Origin of the sequence: Enterobacter quasimori (genome assembly GCF_018597345.1) — a bacterium.
GTDB classification, from domain to species: Bacteria; Pseudomonadota; Gammaproteobacteria; order Enterobacterales; family Enterobacteriaceae; genus Enterobacter; species Enterobacter mori.
Genome location: NZ_JAHEVU010000003.1, coordinates 15,602 through 30,611, shown reverse-complemented (window position 1 = coordinate 30,611; position 15,010 = coordinate 15,602). Strand labels below are relative to the sequence as shown.

15 protein-coding genes are annotated in these 15,010 nt (G+C 54.8%); 9 read left to right on the top strand and 6 right to left on the bottom strand.

Going from position 1 to position 15,010, the window contains the following annotated elements:
- Positions 1–27 precede the first annotated feature (27 nt).
- The 6 genes from rng to csrD form a co-directional block, all read right to left on the bottom strand.
- Positions 28–1,497: a ribonuclease G gene (rng, locus tag KK102_RS12270; RefSeq protein WP_010436156.1), complete on the bottom strand. Its 1,470-nt coding sequence runs from the start codon at positions 1,495–1,497 to the stop codon at positions 28–30.
- Positions 1,487–2,080, bottom strand: a complete 594-nt coding sequence (locus tag KK102_RS12265) for a Maf family protein (protein ID WP_126545357.1) — start codon at positions 2,078–2,080, stop codon at positions 1,487–1,489. Before KK102_RS12265 ends, rng begins: the two co-directional genes overlap by 11 nt.
- A gap of 9 nt (positions 2,081–2,089) precedes the next feature.
- Positions 2,090–2,578, bottom strand: coding sequence for a rod shape-determining protein MreD (gene mreD, locus KK102_RS12260; RefSeq protein ID WP_010436160.1), 489 nt, complete (start codon positions 2,576–2,578; stop codon positions 2,090–2,092).
- Positions 2,578–3,582: a rod shape-determining protein MreC gene (mreC, locus tag KK102_RS12255; RefSeq protein WP_010436162.1), complete on the bottom strand. Its 1,005-nt coding sequence runs from the start codon at positions 3,580–3,582 to the stop codon at positions 2,578–2,580. The genes mreD and mreC overlap by 1 nt, the downstream gene beginning before the upstream one ends.
- Positions 3,583–3,643: 61 nt before the next feature.
- Complete coding sequence (mreB, locus tag KK102_RS12250) at positions 3,644–4,687, bottom strand: rod shape-determining protein MreB (protein WP_000913396.1); 1,044 nt, start codon at positions 4,685–4,687, stop codon at positions 3,644–3,646.
- 281 nt (positions 4,688–4,968) lie between these two features.
- Positions 4,969–6,909 carry an RNase E specificity factor CsrD gene (gene csrD, locus KK102_RS12245; protein WP_216357700.1) on the bottom strand — a complete coding sequence of 647 codons (1,941 nt, stop codon included), beginning with the start codon at positions 6,907–6,909 and terminating at the stop codon, positions 4,969–4,971.
- Between the two features lie 182 nt (positions 6,910–7,091).
- Between csrD and acuI the strand changes: the two genes are divergently transcribed.
- The 9 genes from acuI (at position 7,092) to prmA (ending at position 14,959) form a co-directional block, all read left to right on the top strand.
- Positions 7,092–8,066, top strand: coding sequence for an acrylyl-CoA reductase (NADPH) (gene acuI, locus KK102_RS12240; protein ID WP_216357699.1), 975 nt, complete (start codon positions 7,092–7,094; stop codon positions 8,064–8,066).
- Positions 8,067–8,143: 77 nt separating this feature from the next.
- Positions 8,144–9,145, top strand: a complete 1,002-nt coding sequence (gene msrP, locus KK102_RS12235) for a protein-methionine-sulfoxide reductase catalytic subunit MsrP (protein ID WP_216357698.1) — start codon at positions 8,144–8,146, stop codon at positions 9,143–9,145.
- On the top strand, positions 9,146–9,745 hold the full coding sequence (gene msrQ / locus KK102_RS12230) for a protein-methionine-sulfoxide reductase heme-binding subunit MsrQ (RefSeq protein WP_089598441.1): 600 nt from the start codon (positions 9,146–9,148) through the stop codon (positions 9,743–9,745). It begins immediately after the preceding gene.
- Between the two features lie 233 nt (positions 9,746–9,978).
- Entirely contained in the window at positions 9,979–10,431 is a 453-nt protein-coding gene (gene aroQ, locus KK102_RS12225) for a type II 3-dehydroquinate dehydratase (protein WP_108416103.1), read from the top strand.
- A 21-nt stretch (positions 10,432–10,452) separates the two neighbouring features.
- Positions 10,453–10,914 carry an acetyl-CoA carboxylase biotin carboxyl carrier protein gene (gene accB, locus KK102_RS12220; RefSeq protein WP_010436174.1) on the top strand — a complete coding sequence of 154 codons (462 nt, stop codon included), beginning with the start codon at positions 10,453–10,455 and terminating at the stop codon, positions 10,912–10,914.
- Between the two features lie 10 nt (positions 10,915–10,924).
- The gene (accC, locus tag KK102_RS12215) at positions 10,925–12,274 is read left to right on the top strand and encodes an acetyl-CoA carboxylase biotin carboxylase subunit (RefSeq protein WP_041907823.1); all 1,350 of its coding nucleotides are present in this window, start codon (positions 10,925–10,927) and stop codon (positions 12,272–12,274) included.
- A gap of 108 nt (positions 12,275–12,382) precedes the next feature.
- Positions 12,383–12,625: a YhdT family protein gene (locus tag KK102_RS12210; protein WP_089598439.1), complete on the top strand. Its 243-nt coding sequence runs from the start codon at positions 12,383–12,385 to the stop codon at positions 12,623–12,625.
- Entirely contained in the window at positions 12,615–14,066 is a 1,452-nt protein-coding gene (panF, locus tag KK102_RS12205) for a sodium/pantothenate symporter (protein ID WP_126545376.1), read from the top strand. The genes KK102_RS12210 and panF overlap by 11 nt, the downstream gene beginning before the upstream one ends.
- Positions 14,067–14,077: 11 nt before the next feature.
- A complete protein-coding gene (prmA, locus tag KK102_RS12200; RefSeq protein ID WP_216357697.1) occupies positions 14,078–14,959 on the top strand; it encodes a 50S ribosomal protein L11 methyltransferase in 882 nt (293 codons plus the stop codon).
- Positions 14,960–15,010: the final 51 nt, after the last annotated feature.

The window sequence follows — 15,010 nt, the reverse complement described above, 5'->3', positions numbered from 1 at the left end:
AGCTTTGGTCTCGCAGCGAACTGCGCTTTACATCATTACGACGTCAAACTGCTCCTGGTTATAGAGCGGTTCGATTTGTACTTTTACCTGCTTGCCGACAAAGATTTCCACTTCCGCCAGCGCGTGCGACTCTTCCCCTTTCAGGGCTTCCGCCACCGCAGGGGAAGCATAGACCAGAAAACGGTCTGAGTCGTAGGCATGATGCACACGCACGATTTCCCGCATGATTTCATAGCAGACGGTCTCAACCGTCTTTACCGTACCGCGTCCGTGGCAGGTTGGACATTCGTTACACAGCACATGTTCCACGCTTTCGCGGGTCCGTTTCCGGGTCATTTCCACCAGACCCAGTTGAGAGAAGCCGTTGATGCTGGTTTTCACGCGATCTTTACTCAGCGCCTGCTCAAGCGAGTGCAGCACGCGACGGCGATGGTCTTCATTACTCATATCGATAAAATCGATGATGATAATGCCGCCCAGATTGCGCAGACGAAGCTGGCGAGCAATGGCCTGCGTGGCTTCGATATTGGTGTTGAAAATGGTGTCATCCAGATTGCGATGGCCGACAAACGCCCCGGTGTTGATATCCACGGTCGTCATTGCTTCGGTCTGATCGATGATCAGATAGCCGCCTGATTTCAGCTCGACCTTACGCTCCAGCGCGCGCTGGATTTCGTTTTCGACATCATAGAGATCGAAAATCGGCTGGCGGCCAGAGTAATGCTCCAGCAGGCCCGGCATTTCCGGGATGTACTCGGCGGTAAATTCCAGCAGCGCTTCATAGGTCAGGCGGGAATCCACGCGAATGCGGTCAAGCTGCGCGTCGGCGAAATCACGCAGAACACGCTGCGCGAGCGCCAGCTCGCCGTACAGCTGATAGCGGGTCTGGTTGCGTTTTTTACGCTCCATCACTTTGGTCCAGACTCGCTTGAGGTAGGCCGCATCGGAGGCCAGGTCTTCTTCGCTGATCCCTTCCGCGGCGGTACGGATGATAAACCCGCCCTGTTCGTCGCAGTAGGCGCTGACGACTTTTTTCAGACGTTCGCGTTCGGTTTCGCTCTCAATACGTTGGGAAACCCCCACGTGCGATGCACCCGGCATAAAGACCAGGTAGCGGGAAGGTAACGTGATGTCGGTGGTCAGACGGGCACCTTTGGTCCCCAGAGGATCTTTCACCACCTGCACCATCAGATCCTGGCCCTGACGCACCAGCTCGGAGATGTCGCGGACGGCAAACTGTTTTTGCTCTTCACCTGCCACGCACTCGGTGTGCGGCATGATGTCTGAAGCATGAAGAAATGCCGCCTTATCGAGCCCAATATCTACAAAAGCCGCCTGCATACCCGGTAGTACACGACTGACACGACCTTTGTAGATATTGCCTACGATTCCGCGTCGCGCTTCACGCTCAATATGAATTTCCTGAAGAATGCCACCATCAATGTAGGCCACACGGGTTTCCGAGGGCGTTACGTTTACCAACAATTCAGCCGTCATAATTATCCCTTCCCTCACGCAGTGAGTTAAAATTGCTCAGCAACTCATACGTTTCCACCAGCGGTAAGCCGACTACGGCGTGATAGCTGCCATTAATCTTCCTGACAAAACAGCCACCCAACCCTTGAATACCGTATGCACCTGCTTTATCCATCGGTTCACCGCTGGCAATGTAAGCGGCGATCTCGTCGTCGGTAAGCACTCTGAACGTCACGTCCGTCACGACCAGGCAATCCAGCACGTTTTGACTGTCCGCCAGCGCAACGGCCGTCATCACCTGGTGCGTTTGCCCGGACATTTTACGTAGCATTCGCGCTGCATGGTCAGCGTCATGCGGTTTCTCCAGCACTTCACCGTTAAGGATAACGATGGTATCCGCCCCCAGAACCGGAAGGTCACGCGGCGTTTGCGCCACGCCAGCCTGCGCTTTTTCACGTGCCAGGCGGGAAACATACTGCTGAGCACTTTCACCCTCAGCACGTTTCTCTTCAATACCCGTAACGATACGTTCAAAGGAGACGCCCAACTGAGTGAGCAACTCCTGACGACGCGGAGAACCAGAGGCAAGATAGATAGACGTCATAGAAACCTTTTACTGCACGGCAAACTGCTGGCGAATTTTACGCATCAGCAGGAACAGCCATGGCCAGAGCACACCGTTTACTACACTACTCCAGAACACTTCCGGTCGGAAAGAGACGTTGATCACTAAAAACTCTGCCCAGAAAACAACGATATCCGCAGCAAGTGACAACAACATCACCACCAGCGCCTGTTGCCAGAGCGCGAGGTTACGAAAGAGCTGGAATTTGAGTGCGACGAGGTACGCAATAATGCTCATGGATAACGCACGTACGCCAAGCGTAGAGCCACTAATGAGATCCAGTATGGCACCCATCACAAAACCTGTGCCCACATTTACGCGGTGCGGCAGGGCGAGGATCCAGTAGAGCAAAATGAGCAATACCCAGTTTGGCCGGAAAACGAGGATGTCGTCCGGCCAGGGCATGATTTGCAGCAACAATGCGATAAGAAATGAGAGCCAGATAACCCAGCGTCCCTGGCTACGATAACTTGCCACTACTGCCCTCCACCCGAGACTTGAGGTGGCGGTGGCGGCTGCGTTAATCCCGTAGCAGGAGCCGGTACAGGCGCAGGCGGCCCCATCGCGTCTGGCGCAGGGAGAACCTGAGGCATCATCTGCATCAGACGCTCATTCGCCACGCGATGCACATCTTCAGGCGTCATCGGATTGGCGCCGTTACGATCGGCCCCCCACAGCAGCAGCAGGTAGCGCAGACGCTGTAAACCGGCGGTCGGACGCGCCTGGATGACGGTATACGCACGTTGCGTATCCAGCTTCACGGAAGAGACAACCGCAACGGGGTATCCTTCAGGGAAGCGTCCGCCCAGACCTGACGTCACCAGCACGTCACCCACACGGATGTCCGTGTTGGCAGGCAGATGTTCGAGTTGCAGATCGTCCGTACAGCCGTTACCGGCCGCAATCACGCGAATGTCGTTACGCAGAACCTGAATCGGCAGCGCATGGGTGGCATCACAAATCAGCAGCACGCGGCTGGTCAGTTTGGCAACCGCCACGACCTGACCCACAACGCCTTTATCACTGATAACAGGCTGGCCTTCGTATACACCGTTGACGCTGCCTTTGTCGATCACCACCTGATCGCTGTAAGGATCGTTGACGGTAGAGATCACCTGCGTGACCATTTTCTGCTCATCCTGACGCAGCGGCGAGCCAAGCAGCTCGCGCAGACGCGCGTTTTCCTGCTTGTACTGTCCCAGCATCAGCAGTTCGCTGTTTTTCAGCAGCAGTTCCTGACGTAATGCCCGGTTTTCGAGTTCGAGTTGATCGCGTGAAGACAGCGTTTGAGAAACGGAGTCGAGCAGTTCACGGGGACCATTTGATACAAAGTAGAAAGGACTGACGGCGGTATCCATGTACGTTCTGATCTGGCTGAACGTACCGAGGCGGCTATCGGCAATAATGACCCCAAGCGCAACCAGAACCGCCAGGATAAGGCGAAACTGTAGCGATGGGCCACGGCTAAAAATTGGCTTCATAGGCTATGCGTATTCTCGCGTCAGAGAGAAAGGGTAGCAATGCGCTACCCTTTCACAATGACTACTCTTCGCTGAACAAGTCGCCGCCGTGCATGTCGATCATTTCCAGCGCCTTGCCACCACCACGGGCAACGCAAGTCAGTGGATCTTCTGCAACTACGACAGGAATTCCTGTCTCTTCCATTAACAGGCGGTCGAGGTTACGCAGCAGCGCACCACCACCGGTCAGAACCATACCGCGCTCGGAGATATCGGACGCCAGCTCTGGCGGGCACTGTTCCAGCGCAACCATTACCGCGCTCACAATACCGGTCAGCGGCTCTTGCAGCGCTTCCAGGATTTCGTTGGAGTTCAGGGTAAAGCCGCGTGGAACGCCTTCAGCCAGGTTACGCCCGCGAACTTCGATTTCGCGAACCTCATCGCCTGGGTAAGCAGAACCGATTTCGTGCTTAATACGCTCTGCGGTGGCTTCACCGATCAGAGAGCCGTAGTTACGGCGCACGTAATTAATGATGGCTTCGTCGAAACGGTCACCACCGATACGCACGGAAGAGGAGTACACCACGCCGTTCAGGGAGATAACGGCCACTTCAGTGGTACCACCACCGATATCCACCACCATAGAACCGGTCGCTTCGGAAACAGGCAGACCCGCACCGATTGCCGCAGCCATTGGTTCTTCAATCAGGAACACTTCACGTGCGCCAGCGCCCTGTGCGGATTCACGGATTGCGCGACGTTCAACCTGAGTGGCGCCAACGGGCACACACACCAGCACGCGTGGGCTTGGACGCATGAAGCTGTTGCTGTGAACCTGCTTGATGAAGTGCTGAAGCATTTTTTCAGTCACGAAGAAGTCAGCGATAACGCCGTCTTTCATTGGGCGGATTGCGGCAATGTTGCCAGGGGTACGACCCAGCATCTGCTTCGCGTCATGACCCACTGCGGCCACGCTTTTTGGCGAGCCAGCACGATCCTGACGAATGGCCACAACAGAAGGCTCATTCAATACGATGCCTTGTCCTTTTACATAGATAAGGGTATTCGCGGTACCCAGGTCAATGGACAGGTCATTGGAAAACATGCCACGAAATTTTTTCAACATACTAAGGGATAATCCTGAAAGCTGGGGCGGAAAACAAAATCCGCTTACTTTACCAACCACACGCAGCAGCGACAAGGCGCAAAAATCATCTGCAGCGGTGAAAATTTGTGCAGTACGTTTCCTTTGTTACAAATGCATCCCCGGATTCCCTCAGGGCTGAGTAAACAGCAGCGTCCCTCATGTTCATTTGTAATCCGTTAAAGGTCGTTCACTGGCGTTTTGCTCGTCATACTCAAAGCTACAGGCGCGATATTCTACGTGAAAACAAATTAAACGGCAGGTCAAACAGAGTATCTTTGCAAATATTTTTTCACATTGGTGTCAAGCGGCTGAGAGGCGGCAAAAAAATCCCCCTGACCTCCGGTTACACCGCGCTCTGTCAACATCTGCCATTCACTTCGTGAACGCACGCCTGTGGCAAATACTTGTGTTTGCGTTCCTTTGCATGCTTCCACCAGACTCTGTACCAGCAGCTGGTTTTCCGTGCGCTTTTCGATATTCCTTACCAGACCTGGATGTAACTTTAATAACTCAACATCCAGCTCCTTGATCCAACGGGTACTGACCAGCGTTAAACCGGCCTGTGTGACCGCTACTCGTGCACCCAACGCATTGATCAAACGCACCACCGGACGCAACCGGCTGATGTGTTGACCTACATCCGCCTCAGCAAGTTCAAAAATAATGCGTTTGCGTTGCGATTTTTCGCATTGCATTAAAGTATCGCGCAGCCAGCGTTGAAAACGCGGACGTATTAACGACTCCACGGTAACCTGTAATGCCAGGTTTTCTTCCGGCCAAAACGATAAAAACGGAATCACCCGGGTTATCTGCTGGCGGTCGTACTCTTCGGATAATCCAAATTGCAGCACCATCGGCAGGTATTCAGCAGAAATAACCTCTTCCGAGCCGTCAAAAATACGGCACATCAACTCGCGGTGGTGCACATTTCCATTTTTCAGGACCGCCGGTTTTTGATAGATCCTTGGCCCGCCGCGACTGAGCATTTGCTCAATCAAAGTACGCCAGCGCACGTTTCCGCGCCCTTTCTCCGGTAGCGAATCGTCGTAAATCGCCCATCCGTTCGCCCCCTGCAGCACGGCGTTTCGCGTGGCCGCCTCTGCATGCTCCATCACCTGCTCGGTTGACTGTCCACCGCGCCAGGCGCAAATGCCCATATGCACCATATCGTCTCTGTCGAGCATTTTGCTTTGCGGCAGCGCATCGACGGCTTTCAGGAGCTGGCTGGCGATACTTTCAGCCTCTTTTAACGTGCGGTGCGGCAATAACACGGCAAAGTCGCTCCGGTGATAACGTGCCAGAAGGGCTCCCGGGTAGCGCATGATAAAAGTAGACAGGAGATTGATCAGCGTAAAGAGATTCTCTTCCGCCACACGCTGCCCCCAGGTGTCGCGCAGCAGATCGAAATCAGGCAAGCGGATCATCATGACTACGCCGTGGGTGCCCACCTTTTCGGAGTCATCCAACAACGTTGCCAGCTGATTATCAAAAAAGAGACGGTTATTCAGACCGGTTTTATTATCCTGTGCCGCGTAAGAGCGGATGAGCGTGTCCATTCGGCTACGCTGGTCGCTGGCGAACTGGATTTCTGAGAGCAACACATCCAGTGCGCTACTGGTGCGCGCCGGCCATTCATAGACCGAACCCCGCACCTGCGGGCCACGCTCGCCGTTCAGGATCCTTACGGAGCGTGTTTCAAGCAATTCTTGTCCGGCAAGCTGACGGCGCAACCAACGAACCGCCAGAAAAATAAGCAGCACGATAAAAGCAACAGCAATGGTGAGAGGCGCGGTGGTCATCAACGAGTGGAAATAGTTGGCCATCGGATCCTGATAGACCATGCGAATGGTCATACCCGGATGTTTAAGCGAATCGACCGTAACTACCCGATACTGGCTGACCGTACCGGCTGGACGGTAGCTCCCCCGCCGGGTGTGACTGAAAACTGTCTGCTTTCCCTGGAGGATATCGACCCGAACAATATCAACAGGCACCATGAGCTCATCCAGCTCTGGCGACAGTGCCGGAAGTGAAGTCGTAATCAAACGCGTATCTATAACCGATGCAACCGACTCTACCCGATTAACCAGCTTGTCCTGGATGGCATTATAAAAACTTAAGGAGCAGCCAAACAGGGTGACAAAAATCGTTAACCCCGTTAGCAGGGTGATAAAAGCCGAGAACTTCGTCGTTAATCGCATCCTTGAGATTACTCCGTGGGTTGATGGGGTAGCGAGTAAGCGCTAACTTGCATTTGAGATGCGGCATACTACCAAATCGGGCGTATCTGGCAATTTATTGCGTTAAATCGGCACTGCGTTTCCCTGAGCGAGTATAGTCTTCAGAAATTATTTTCCAATCATATGAGTCGAGAGGACCCCGTATGCAGGCTTTGATCTTAGAACAGCAGGACGGCAAAACGCTTGCCTCAGTGCAGTCGGTAGAAGAGAGTCGCCTCCCGGAAGGCGAAGTCACCGTCGATATCGACTGGTCCAGTTTAAATTACAAAGATGCGCTGGCGATTACCGGTAAGGGTAAAATCATCCGAAATTTCCCTATGGTGCCGGGTATTGATTTCGCGGGCCGGGTTCATACCAGCGAGGATCCGCGCTTCCACCCGGGCCAGCAGGTGCTGCTCACCGGCTGGGGCGTAGGTGAAAATCACTGGGGCGGGCTGGCCACGCAGGCGCGCGTTAAGGGCGACTGGCTGGTGCCGATGCCAAAAGGCATGGATGGCCGCAAGGCGATGATCGTCGGTACCGCAGGGTTTACCGCCATGCTGTGCGTGATGGCGCTGGAAGACGCGGGCGTCCGCCCTGAATCGGGTGAAGTTGTCGTCACCGGCGCCAGCGGGGGCGTGGGCAGCACGGCGGTGACGCTACTGCACAAGCTTGGCTATCAGGTCGCGGCGGTGTCCGGTCGTGAAAGCACCCACGATTACCTGCGCCAGCTCGGCGCCAACCGCATTCTCAGCCGTGACGAATTCGCCGAAACCCGCCCGCTGGAAAAACAGGTCTGGGCGGGAGCAGTGGATACCGTCGGTGACAAAGTCCTGGCGAAAGTGCTGGCGCAGATGAACTACGGCGGCTGCGTGGCGGCCTGCGGACTGGCGGGCGGATTTGCCCTGCCCACCACCGTGATGCCATTTATTCTGCGTAACGTCCGCCTGCAGGGTGTGGATTCCGTGATGACTCCGCCTGCCCGTCGTGCAGAAGCCTGGGAACGTCTGGTGCGCGACCTCCCGGAAGCATTCTATACCCAGAGCGCCACCGAGATTACGCTCAGTCAGGCACCTGAATATGCCGGTAAAATCATGGACAACCAGTTCCACGGCCGTGCGCTGGTGAAAATTGCCTAATCTTCAATTTTTCGTGACATATTCGCGCTAACGCTTCTCCTCCGTCATGCTTAGAAAAACGCATGACGGAGGATGCCATGAAAAACCGAAAACTGACGGAAGCCGACGTAACGTCAGAGTCTGTCTTTATGTTACAGCGCCGCCAGATCCTGAAAATGCTTGGCATCAGCGCCACTGCGCTGACCCTTACTCCTGCGGCTCATGCCGATCTGCTCGACTGGTTTAAAGGCAACGATCGTCCGAAAGCCCCTTCCGGTGCCCCGCTCACCTTTACGAAACCGGCCCAATGGCAAAACAAACTGACGCTCACGCCGGAAGATAAAGTGACCGGCTATAACAACTTCTACGAATTTGGTCTGGATAAGGCCGATCCTGCCGCCAATGCAGGCAGCATGAAAACCGATCCGTGGACGCTGAAAATCGACGGTGAGGTAGCAAAACCCCTCACGCTGGATCATCACGACCTCACCACCCGCTTCCCCCTCGAAGAGCGTATCTATCGCATGCGCTGCGTGGAGGCCTGGTCGATGGTGGTGCCCTGGATAGGCTTCCCGCTGCACAAGCTGCTGGCGCTGGTTGAACCCACCAGCAATGCAAAATACGTCTCCTTCCAGACGCGCTACGCCCCGGAAGAGATGCCGGGCCAGAAGGATCGGTTCATCGGCGGCGGGCTTAAGTATCCTTATGTGGAGGGGCTACGCCTCGACGAAGCCATGCATCCGCTCACCCTGCTGACCGTGGGGGTTTACGGCAAAGCGCTTCCGCCGCAAAACGGCGCGCCTGTTCGCCTGACCGTACCGTGGAAATACGGTTTTAAGGGGATTAAATCTATCGTCAGCATTAAGCTTACCCGCGAACGTCCGCCGACCACCTGGAACCTGGCGGCCCCCGGCGAGTACGGCTTTTTTGCTAACGTGAACCCCCACGTTGACCATCCGCGCTGGTCGCAGGCCACCGAGCGGTTTATCGGCTCTGGCGGCGCATTGGATGTGAAGCGTCAGCCTACACTGCTGTTTAACGGCTACGCGGATGAAGTGGCGTCGCTCTATCGCGGGCTGAATTTACGGGAGAACTTCTGAGTGCGTTTAACCGTTAAGCATATAACCTGGCTCAAAGTGTTATTGCACCTGGCCGGGCTGCTTCCTTTTATCTGGCTGTTCTGGGCGGTCAGTCACGGCGCATTCAGCGCCGATCCAGCGAAAGATATTCAACATTTTACCGGTAGGATGGCTCTGAAATTTTTACTGGCAACCTTGCTGATATCGCCGCTGGCACGCTACGCTAAACAGCCACTTTTGATACGCACCCGTCGGCTGCTGGGGCTATGGTGTTTTGCCTGGGCGACGCTGCACCTCACCAGCTACGCGCTTCTGGAGTTGGGCATTAATAATCTGGCACTGTTAGGCCGCGAGCTGGTTACGCGCCCGTATTTGACGCTGGGTATCGTCAGCTGGCTGGTGTTGCTGGCATTAGCGCTGACCTCCACGCAATATGCCCAGCGAAAACTGGGCAGGCGCTGGCAACGCTTGCATAACTTCGTCTATCTTGTCGCGATCCTCGCCCCCATCCACTACCTGTGGTCAGTGAAGATTTTATCACCCCAGCCGGTCATCTATGCCCTGCTGGCACTGGCGCTTTTAGCGTGGCGTTACAAGAAGTTCCGCCAGTGGTTGCGATAGTTCGCGAAACTGTGCGTTTTCCCGCAGATTACTTATCGACCGTGAATCTTTTTCCGATAGCGGTTGATAATCTTCCCTGATAAGACCAGTATTTAGCTGCCAAATGCTACGAAATCGTTATAATGTGCGACTTTGGTTTTCCTGATGGAGTTTTCAGACTCTGATTAGGTGACAATCGCGCATTGAAGGTATATTTTGTTTTTTACCGGAAATTCGCAGGAGATAGCGGCACAATGGCGGATAAATTCCAGATCTTAGTTTTGAACGGACCGAACCTGAACATGCTCGGCACCCGTGAGCCAGAGAAGTACGGCACGCTAACATTGAGTGAAATTGTTAACCGTCTGATGACGGAAGCAGCTTCGCTGAACGTCGATTTGGACCATTTTCAGTCAAATGCGGAGTACGCAATCATCGACCGTATTCATCAGGCTAAAGACAATGTGGACTATATCCTGATCAATCCGGCCGCGTTTACGCACACCAGTGTAGCTATTCGCGACGCACTGCTCGCGGTGAGTATCCCGTTTATCGAGATCCACCTGAGTAACGTGCACGCCCGAGAGCCGTTCCGCCACCATTCCTATCTGTCAGATATCGCTGCTGGCGTGATCTGTGGTCTGGGTGCAGACGGTTATTCATACGCTTTACAGACAGCGGTAAAACGCTTGTCACAATCAAACTAAACAAGAGTACGGAACCCACTCATGGATATTCGTAAGATTAAAAAACTGATCGAGCTGGTTGAAGAATCAGGCATCTCCGAACTGGAAATTTCTGAAGGCGAAGAGTCTGTACGCATCAGCCGTGCAGCCCCAGCCGCTAGCTTCCCGGTAATGCAGCAAGCTTATGCTGCGCCAGTGCAGCAGCCTGCGCTTTCCGCAGCCGTTGCGCCAGCCGCAGAAGCCGCACCTGCAGCAGCTGCAGAAATCAGTGGTCACATCGTACGTTCCCCAATGGTTGGTACTTTCTACCGCACCCCGAGCCCGGACGCGAAGGCGTTCATCGAAGTGGGTCAGAAAGTCAACGTAGGCGATACCCTGTGCATCGTTGAAGCGATGAAAATGATGAACCAGATCGAAGCTGACAAGTCAGGTACTGTGAAAGCGATTCTGGTCGAAAGTGGTCAGCCGGTAGAATTTGACGAGCCGCTGGTCGTCATCGAGTAACGAGGCGAACATGCTGGATAAAATTGTTATCGCCAACCGCGGCGAGATTGCACTGCGTATTCTTCGTGCCTGTAAAGAACTGGGCATCAAGACCGTGGCCGTGCACTCAAGCGCGGATCGCGATTTAAAACACGTATTGCTGGCGGATGAGACGGTCTGTATTGGCCCGGCTCCGTCCGTAAAAAGCTATCTGAACATCCCGGCTATCATCAGCGCCGCTGAAATCACCGGCGCGGTGGCAATTCATCCGGGTTACGGCTTCCTCTCTGAGAACGCCAACTTTGCTGAGCAGGTTGAACGCTCTGGCTTTATCTTTATCGGCCCGAAAGCTGACACTATCCGCCTGATGGGCGACAAAGTGTCTGCAATCACCGCAATGAAGAAAGCCGGTGTTCCAACCGTACCCGGCTCTGACGGCCCTCTGACCGACGACATGGATGCTAACCGTGCTCATGCTAAACGCATTGGCTACCCGGTTATCATCAAGGCGTCCGGCGGCGGCGGCGGTCGCGGTATGCGCGTTGTGCGCAGCGATGCTGAACTGGCTCAGTCCATCTCCATGACTAAAGCTGAAGCGAAAGCCGCTTTCAGCAATGACATGGTGTACATGGAAAAATACCTGGAAAACCCACGCCACATCGAAATTCAGGTGCTGGCTGACGGTCAGGGTAACGCCATCTATCTGGCAGAACGTGACTGCTCCATGCAGCGTCGTCACCAGAAAGTGGTCGAAGAAGCGCCAGCACCGGGCATTACCCCGGAACTGCGTCGCTACATCGGCGAGCGTTGCGCCAAAGCGTGTGTCGATATCGGCTATCGCGGTGCAGGTACCTTTGAGTTCCTGTTCGAAAACGGCGAGTTCTATTTCATCGAAATGAACACCCGTATTCAGGTTGAACACCCTGTGACAGAAATGATCACCGGCGTTGACCTGATCAAAGAACAGCTGCGTATCGCAGCCGGCCAGCCGCTGTCCATCAAGCAGGAAGAAGTTGTGGTGAAAGGCCATGCGGTGGAATGCCGTATCAACGCCGAAGACCCGAATACCTTCCTGCCAAGCCCGGGTAAAATCACGCGTTTCCACGCGCCGGGTGGCTTTGGTGTGCGTTGGGAGTCTCATATCTACGCCGGCTACACCGTACCGCCGTACTATGACTCAATGATCGGTAAGCTTATCTGCTACGGCGAAAACCGTGACGTGGCGATTGCCCGCATGAAGAACGCCCTGCAGGAGCTGATCATCGACGGTATCAAAACCAACGTCGATCTGCAGATGCGCATCATGAGCGACGAGCACTTCCAGAATGGTGGGACTAACATCCACTATCTTGAGAAGAAACTCGGTCTGCACGAGAAGTAAGACTGCAGCAACGCGAAAAGGCCGGATTATCCGGCCTTTTTTATTTCTGGGGATCGCCAGGCCCCATCATGTACAATCCCCGCTTTCTTCATCCACAAGGGACATAAAATGGACAAGCGTTTTGTTCAGGCCCATAAAGAAGCGCGCTGGGCGCTGTGGCTGACCCTTCTCTATCTTGTTGCCTGGTTAGTAACCGCTTACTTACCTGACTCCGCTATTGGCATCACCGGCCTGCCACACTGGTTTGAAATGGCCTGCCTGCTGGTACCGCTGGTCTTTATCCTGCTGTGCTGGGCAATGGTGAAATTCATTTATCGTGATATTCCGCTGGAGGACGATGATGCAGCTTGAAGTCATTCTGCCGCTTATCGCGTACTTGTTAGTGGTGTTTGGTTTATCCGTTTACGCCATGCGTAAAAGAACGACGGGCACCTTCCTGAACGAGTATTTCCTCGGCAGCCGCTCGATGGGCGGCGTCGTGCTGGCCATGACGCTGACCGCGACCTACATCAGCGCCAGTTCGTTTATCGGCGGACCCGGAGCAGCCTATAAATACGGGTTAGGCTGGGTGCTGCTGGCAATGATCCAGCTTCCTGCCGTCTGGCTCTCGCTCGGCATATTGGGCAAAAAATTTGCCATTCTGGCGCGCCGTTATAATGCCGTGACGCTCAACGATATGCTGTTTGCACGTTACCAGAGCCGTTTACTGGTGTGGCTGGCCAGCTTAAGCCTGCTGGTGGCCTTTATCGGCGCGATGACGGTACAGTTTATCGGCGGGGCACGCCTGCTGGAAACGGCTGCCGGGATCCCCTACGAGACAGGCCTGATCATCTTCGGTGTCAGCATTGCGCTGTATACAGCCTTTGGCGGATTCCGCGCCAGCGTGCTGAACGACACGATGCAGGGCATGGTTATGCTTATCGGCACTATCGTTCTGCTGGTCGGCATCGTCCACGCCGCGGGTGGCCTGAGCCATGCGGTTGAAACGCTCGAGGCGATCGATCCAAAACTGGTTTCGCCCCAGGGCGCGGATGACATCCTTTCTCCTACATTTATGACCTCGTTCTGGGTATTAGTGTGCTTTGGGGTGATTGGCCTGCCGCATACCGCCGTGCGCTGTATCTCTTATAAAGACAGCAAAGCCGTGCACCGAGGTATCATTATCGGCACTGTCGTTGTCGCGATCCTGATGTTTGGTATGCACCTGGCGGGCGCATTAGGGCGCGCGGTGATCCCCGACCTCACCGTGCCGGATCTGGTGATCCCAACGCTGATGGTAAAAGTGCTTCCGCCGTTCGCTGCCGGCATTTTCCTTGCCGCACCGATGGCCGCCATCATGTCGACAATCAACGCTCAGTTACTGCAAAGTTCCGCTACGATCATTAAAGATCTTTATCTGAACCTGCGCCCTGATCAGGTCGAAAATGAGCGACGCCTGAAGCGCATGTCGGCCGTTATTACGCTGGCGTTAGGGGCATTGCTGCTGCTAGCCGCATGGCGTCCACCGGAGATGATCATCTGGCTGAACCTGCTTGCGTTTGGCGGCCTTGAAGCCGTCTTCCTGTGGCCGCTGGTATTGGGTCTCTACTGGGAGCGCGCGAACGCTGCAGGCGCGCTGAGCGCCATGATTGTCGGCGGCGTGCTGTACGCCGTGCTCGCAACATTTAAAATTCAGTATCTGGGCTTCCATCCGATTGTGCCTTCGTTACTGCTAAGTTTACTGGCGTTTGTGGTGGGGAACCGTTTCGGTCAGCCCGTCCCACAACCCGCTATGATTTCTACTGATAAATAAAGAGTTTTGCCATGCCGTGGATCCAACTAAAACTGAACACAACCGGCGCTAACGCCGAGGAATTGAGCGATGCGCTGATGGAGGCCGGTTCGGTCTCTATCACCTTCCAGGACACGCATGACACGCCGGTCTTTGAGCCACTGCCGGGCGAAACCCGCCTGTGGGGCGATACCGACGTTATCGGCCTGTTTGATGCAGAAACCGACATGAAAGAGGTCGTCGCGATTTTGGAAAACCACCCTCTGCTGGGCGCTGGGTTTGTGCACAAAATCGAACAGCTGGAAGATAAAGACTGGGAACGCGAGTGGATGGATAACTTCCACCCGATGCAGTTCGGCAAGCGTCTGTGGATTTGCCCAAGCTGGCGCGACGTGCCGGACGCGAATGCGGTTAACGTGATGCTCGATCCGGGTCTGGCGTTTGGGACCGGCACCCATCCAACGACGTCCCTGTGCCTGCAATGGCTGGATGGACTGGATCTGGACGGTAAGACGGTGATCGACTTCGGCTGTGGTTCCGGGATCCTCGCAATTGCTGCCCTTAAACTGGGCGCGGCAAAAGCCATCGGGATCGATATCGATCCACAGGCGATTCAGGCCAGCCGCGATAATGCCGAGCGTAACGGGGTTTCCGATCGTCTGGAGCTGTATCTGCCAGATGCTCAACCTGAGGCCATGAAAGCCGACGTGGTAGTGGCAAACATCCTGGCAGGCCCATTACGTGAACTGGCACCGTTAATCAGCGTGCTGCCCGTTGAGGGCGGTCTGCTGGGGCTTTCCGGTATTCTGGCAAGCCAGTCTGAGAGCGTCTGTGAAGCCTATGCCGATCTCTTCGCGCTCGACCCGGTGGTTGAGAAAGAAGAGTGGTGCCGCATTACCGGTCGTAAAAAATAAGCCTTTGGCGTGGTCCTCTGACCACGCCTTTTTCCCTCTGGTATTTCTCCC

Excerpts from the sequence above, each read along its gene's own strand:
- rng (WP_010436156.1), bottom strand. The coding sequence starts at position 1,497 with ATGACGGCTGAATTGTTGGTAAACGTAACGCCCTCGGAAACCCGTGTG.
- KK102_RS12265 (WP_126545357.1), bottom strand. The coding sequence starts at position 2,080 with ATGACGTCTATCTATCTTGCCTCTGGTTCTCCGCGTCGTCAGGAGTTG.
- mreC (WP_010436162.1), bottom strand. The coding sequence starts at position 3,582 with ATGAAGCCAATTTTTAGCCGTGGCCCATCGCTACAGTTTCGCCTTATC.
- mreB (WP_000913396.1), bottom strand. The coding sequence starts at position 4,687 with ATGTTGAAAAAATTTCGTGGCATGTTTTCCAATGACCTGTCCATTGAC.
- csrD (WP_216357700.1), bottom strand. The coding sequence starts at position 6,909 with ATGCGATTAACGACGAAGTTCTCGGCTTTTATCACCCTGCTAACGGGG.
- acuI (WP_216357699.1), top strand. The coding sequence starts at position 7,092 with ATGCAGGCTTTGATCTTAGAACAGCAGGACGGCAAAACGCTTGCCTCA.
- msrP (WP_216357698.1), top strand. The coding sequence starts at position 8,144 with ATGAAAAACCGAAAACTGACGGAAGCCGACGTAACGTCAGAGTCTGTC.
- aroQ (WP_108416103.1), top strand. The coding sequence starts at position 9,979 with ATGGCGGATAAATTCCAGATCTTAGTTTTGAACGGACCGAACCTGAAC.
- accB (WP_010436174.1), top strand. The coding sequence starts at position 10,453 with ATGGATATTCGTAAGATTAAAAAACTGATCGAGCTGGTTGAAGAATCA.
- accC (WP_041907823.1), top strand. The coding sequence starts at position 10,925 with ATGCTGGATAAAATTGTTATCGCCAACCGCGGCGAGATTGCACTGCGT.
- KK102_RS12210 (WP_089598439.1), top strand. The coding sequence starts at position 12,383 with ATGGACAAGCGTTTTGTTCAGGCCCATAAAGAAGCGCGCTGGGCGCTG.
- panF (WP_126545376.1), top strand. The coding sequence starts at position 12,615 with ATGCAGCTTGAAGTCATTCTGCCGCTTATCGCGTACTTGTTAGTGGTG.
- prmA (WP_216357697.1), top strand. The coding sequence starts at position 14,078 with ATGCCGTGGATCCAACTAAAACTGAACACAACCGGCGCTAACGCCGAG.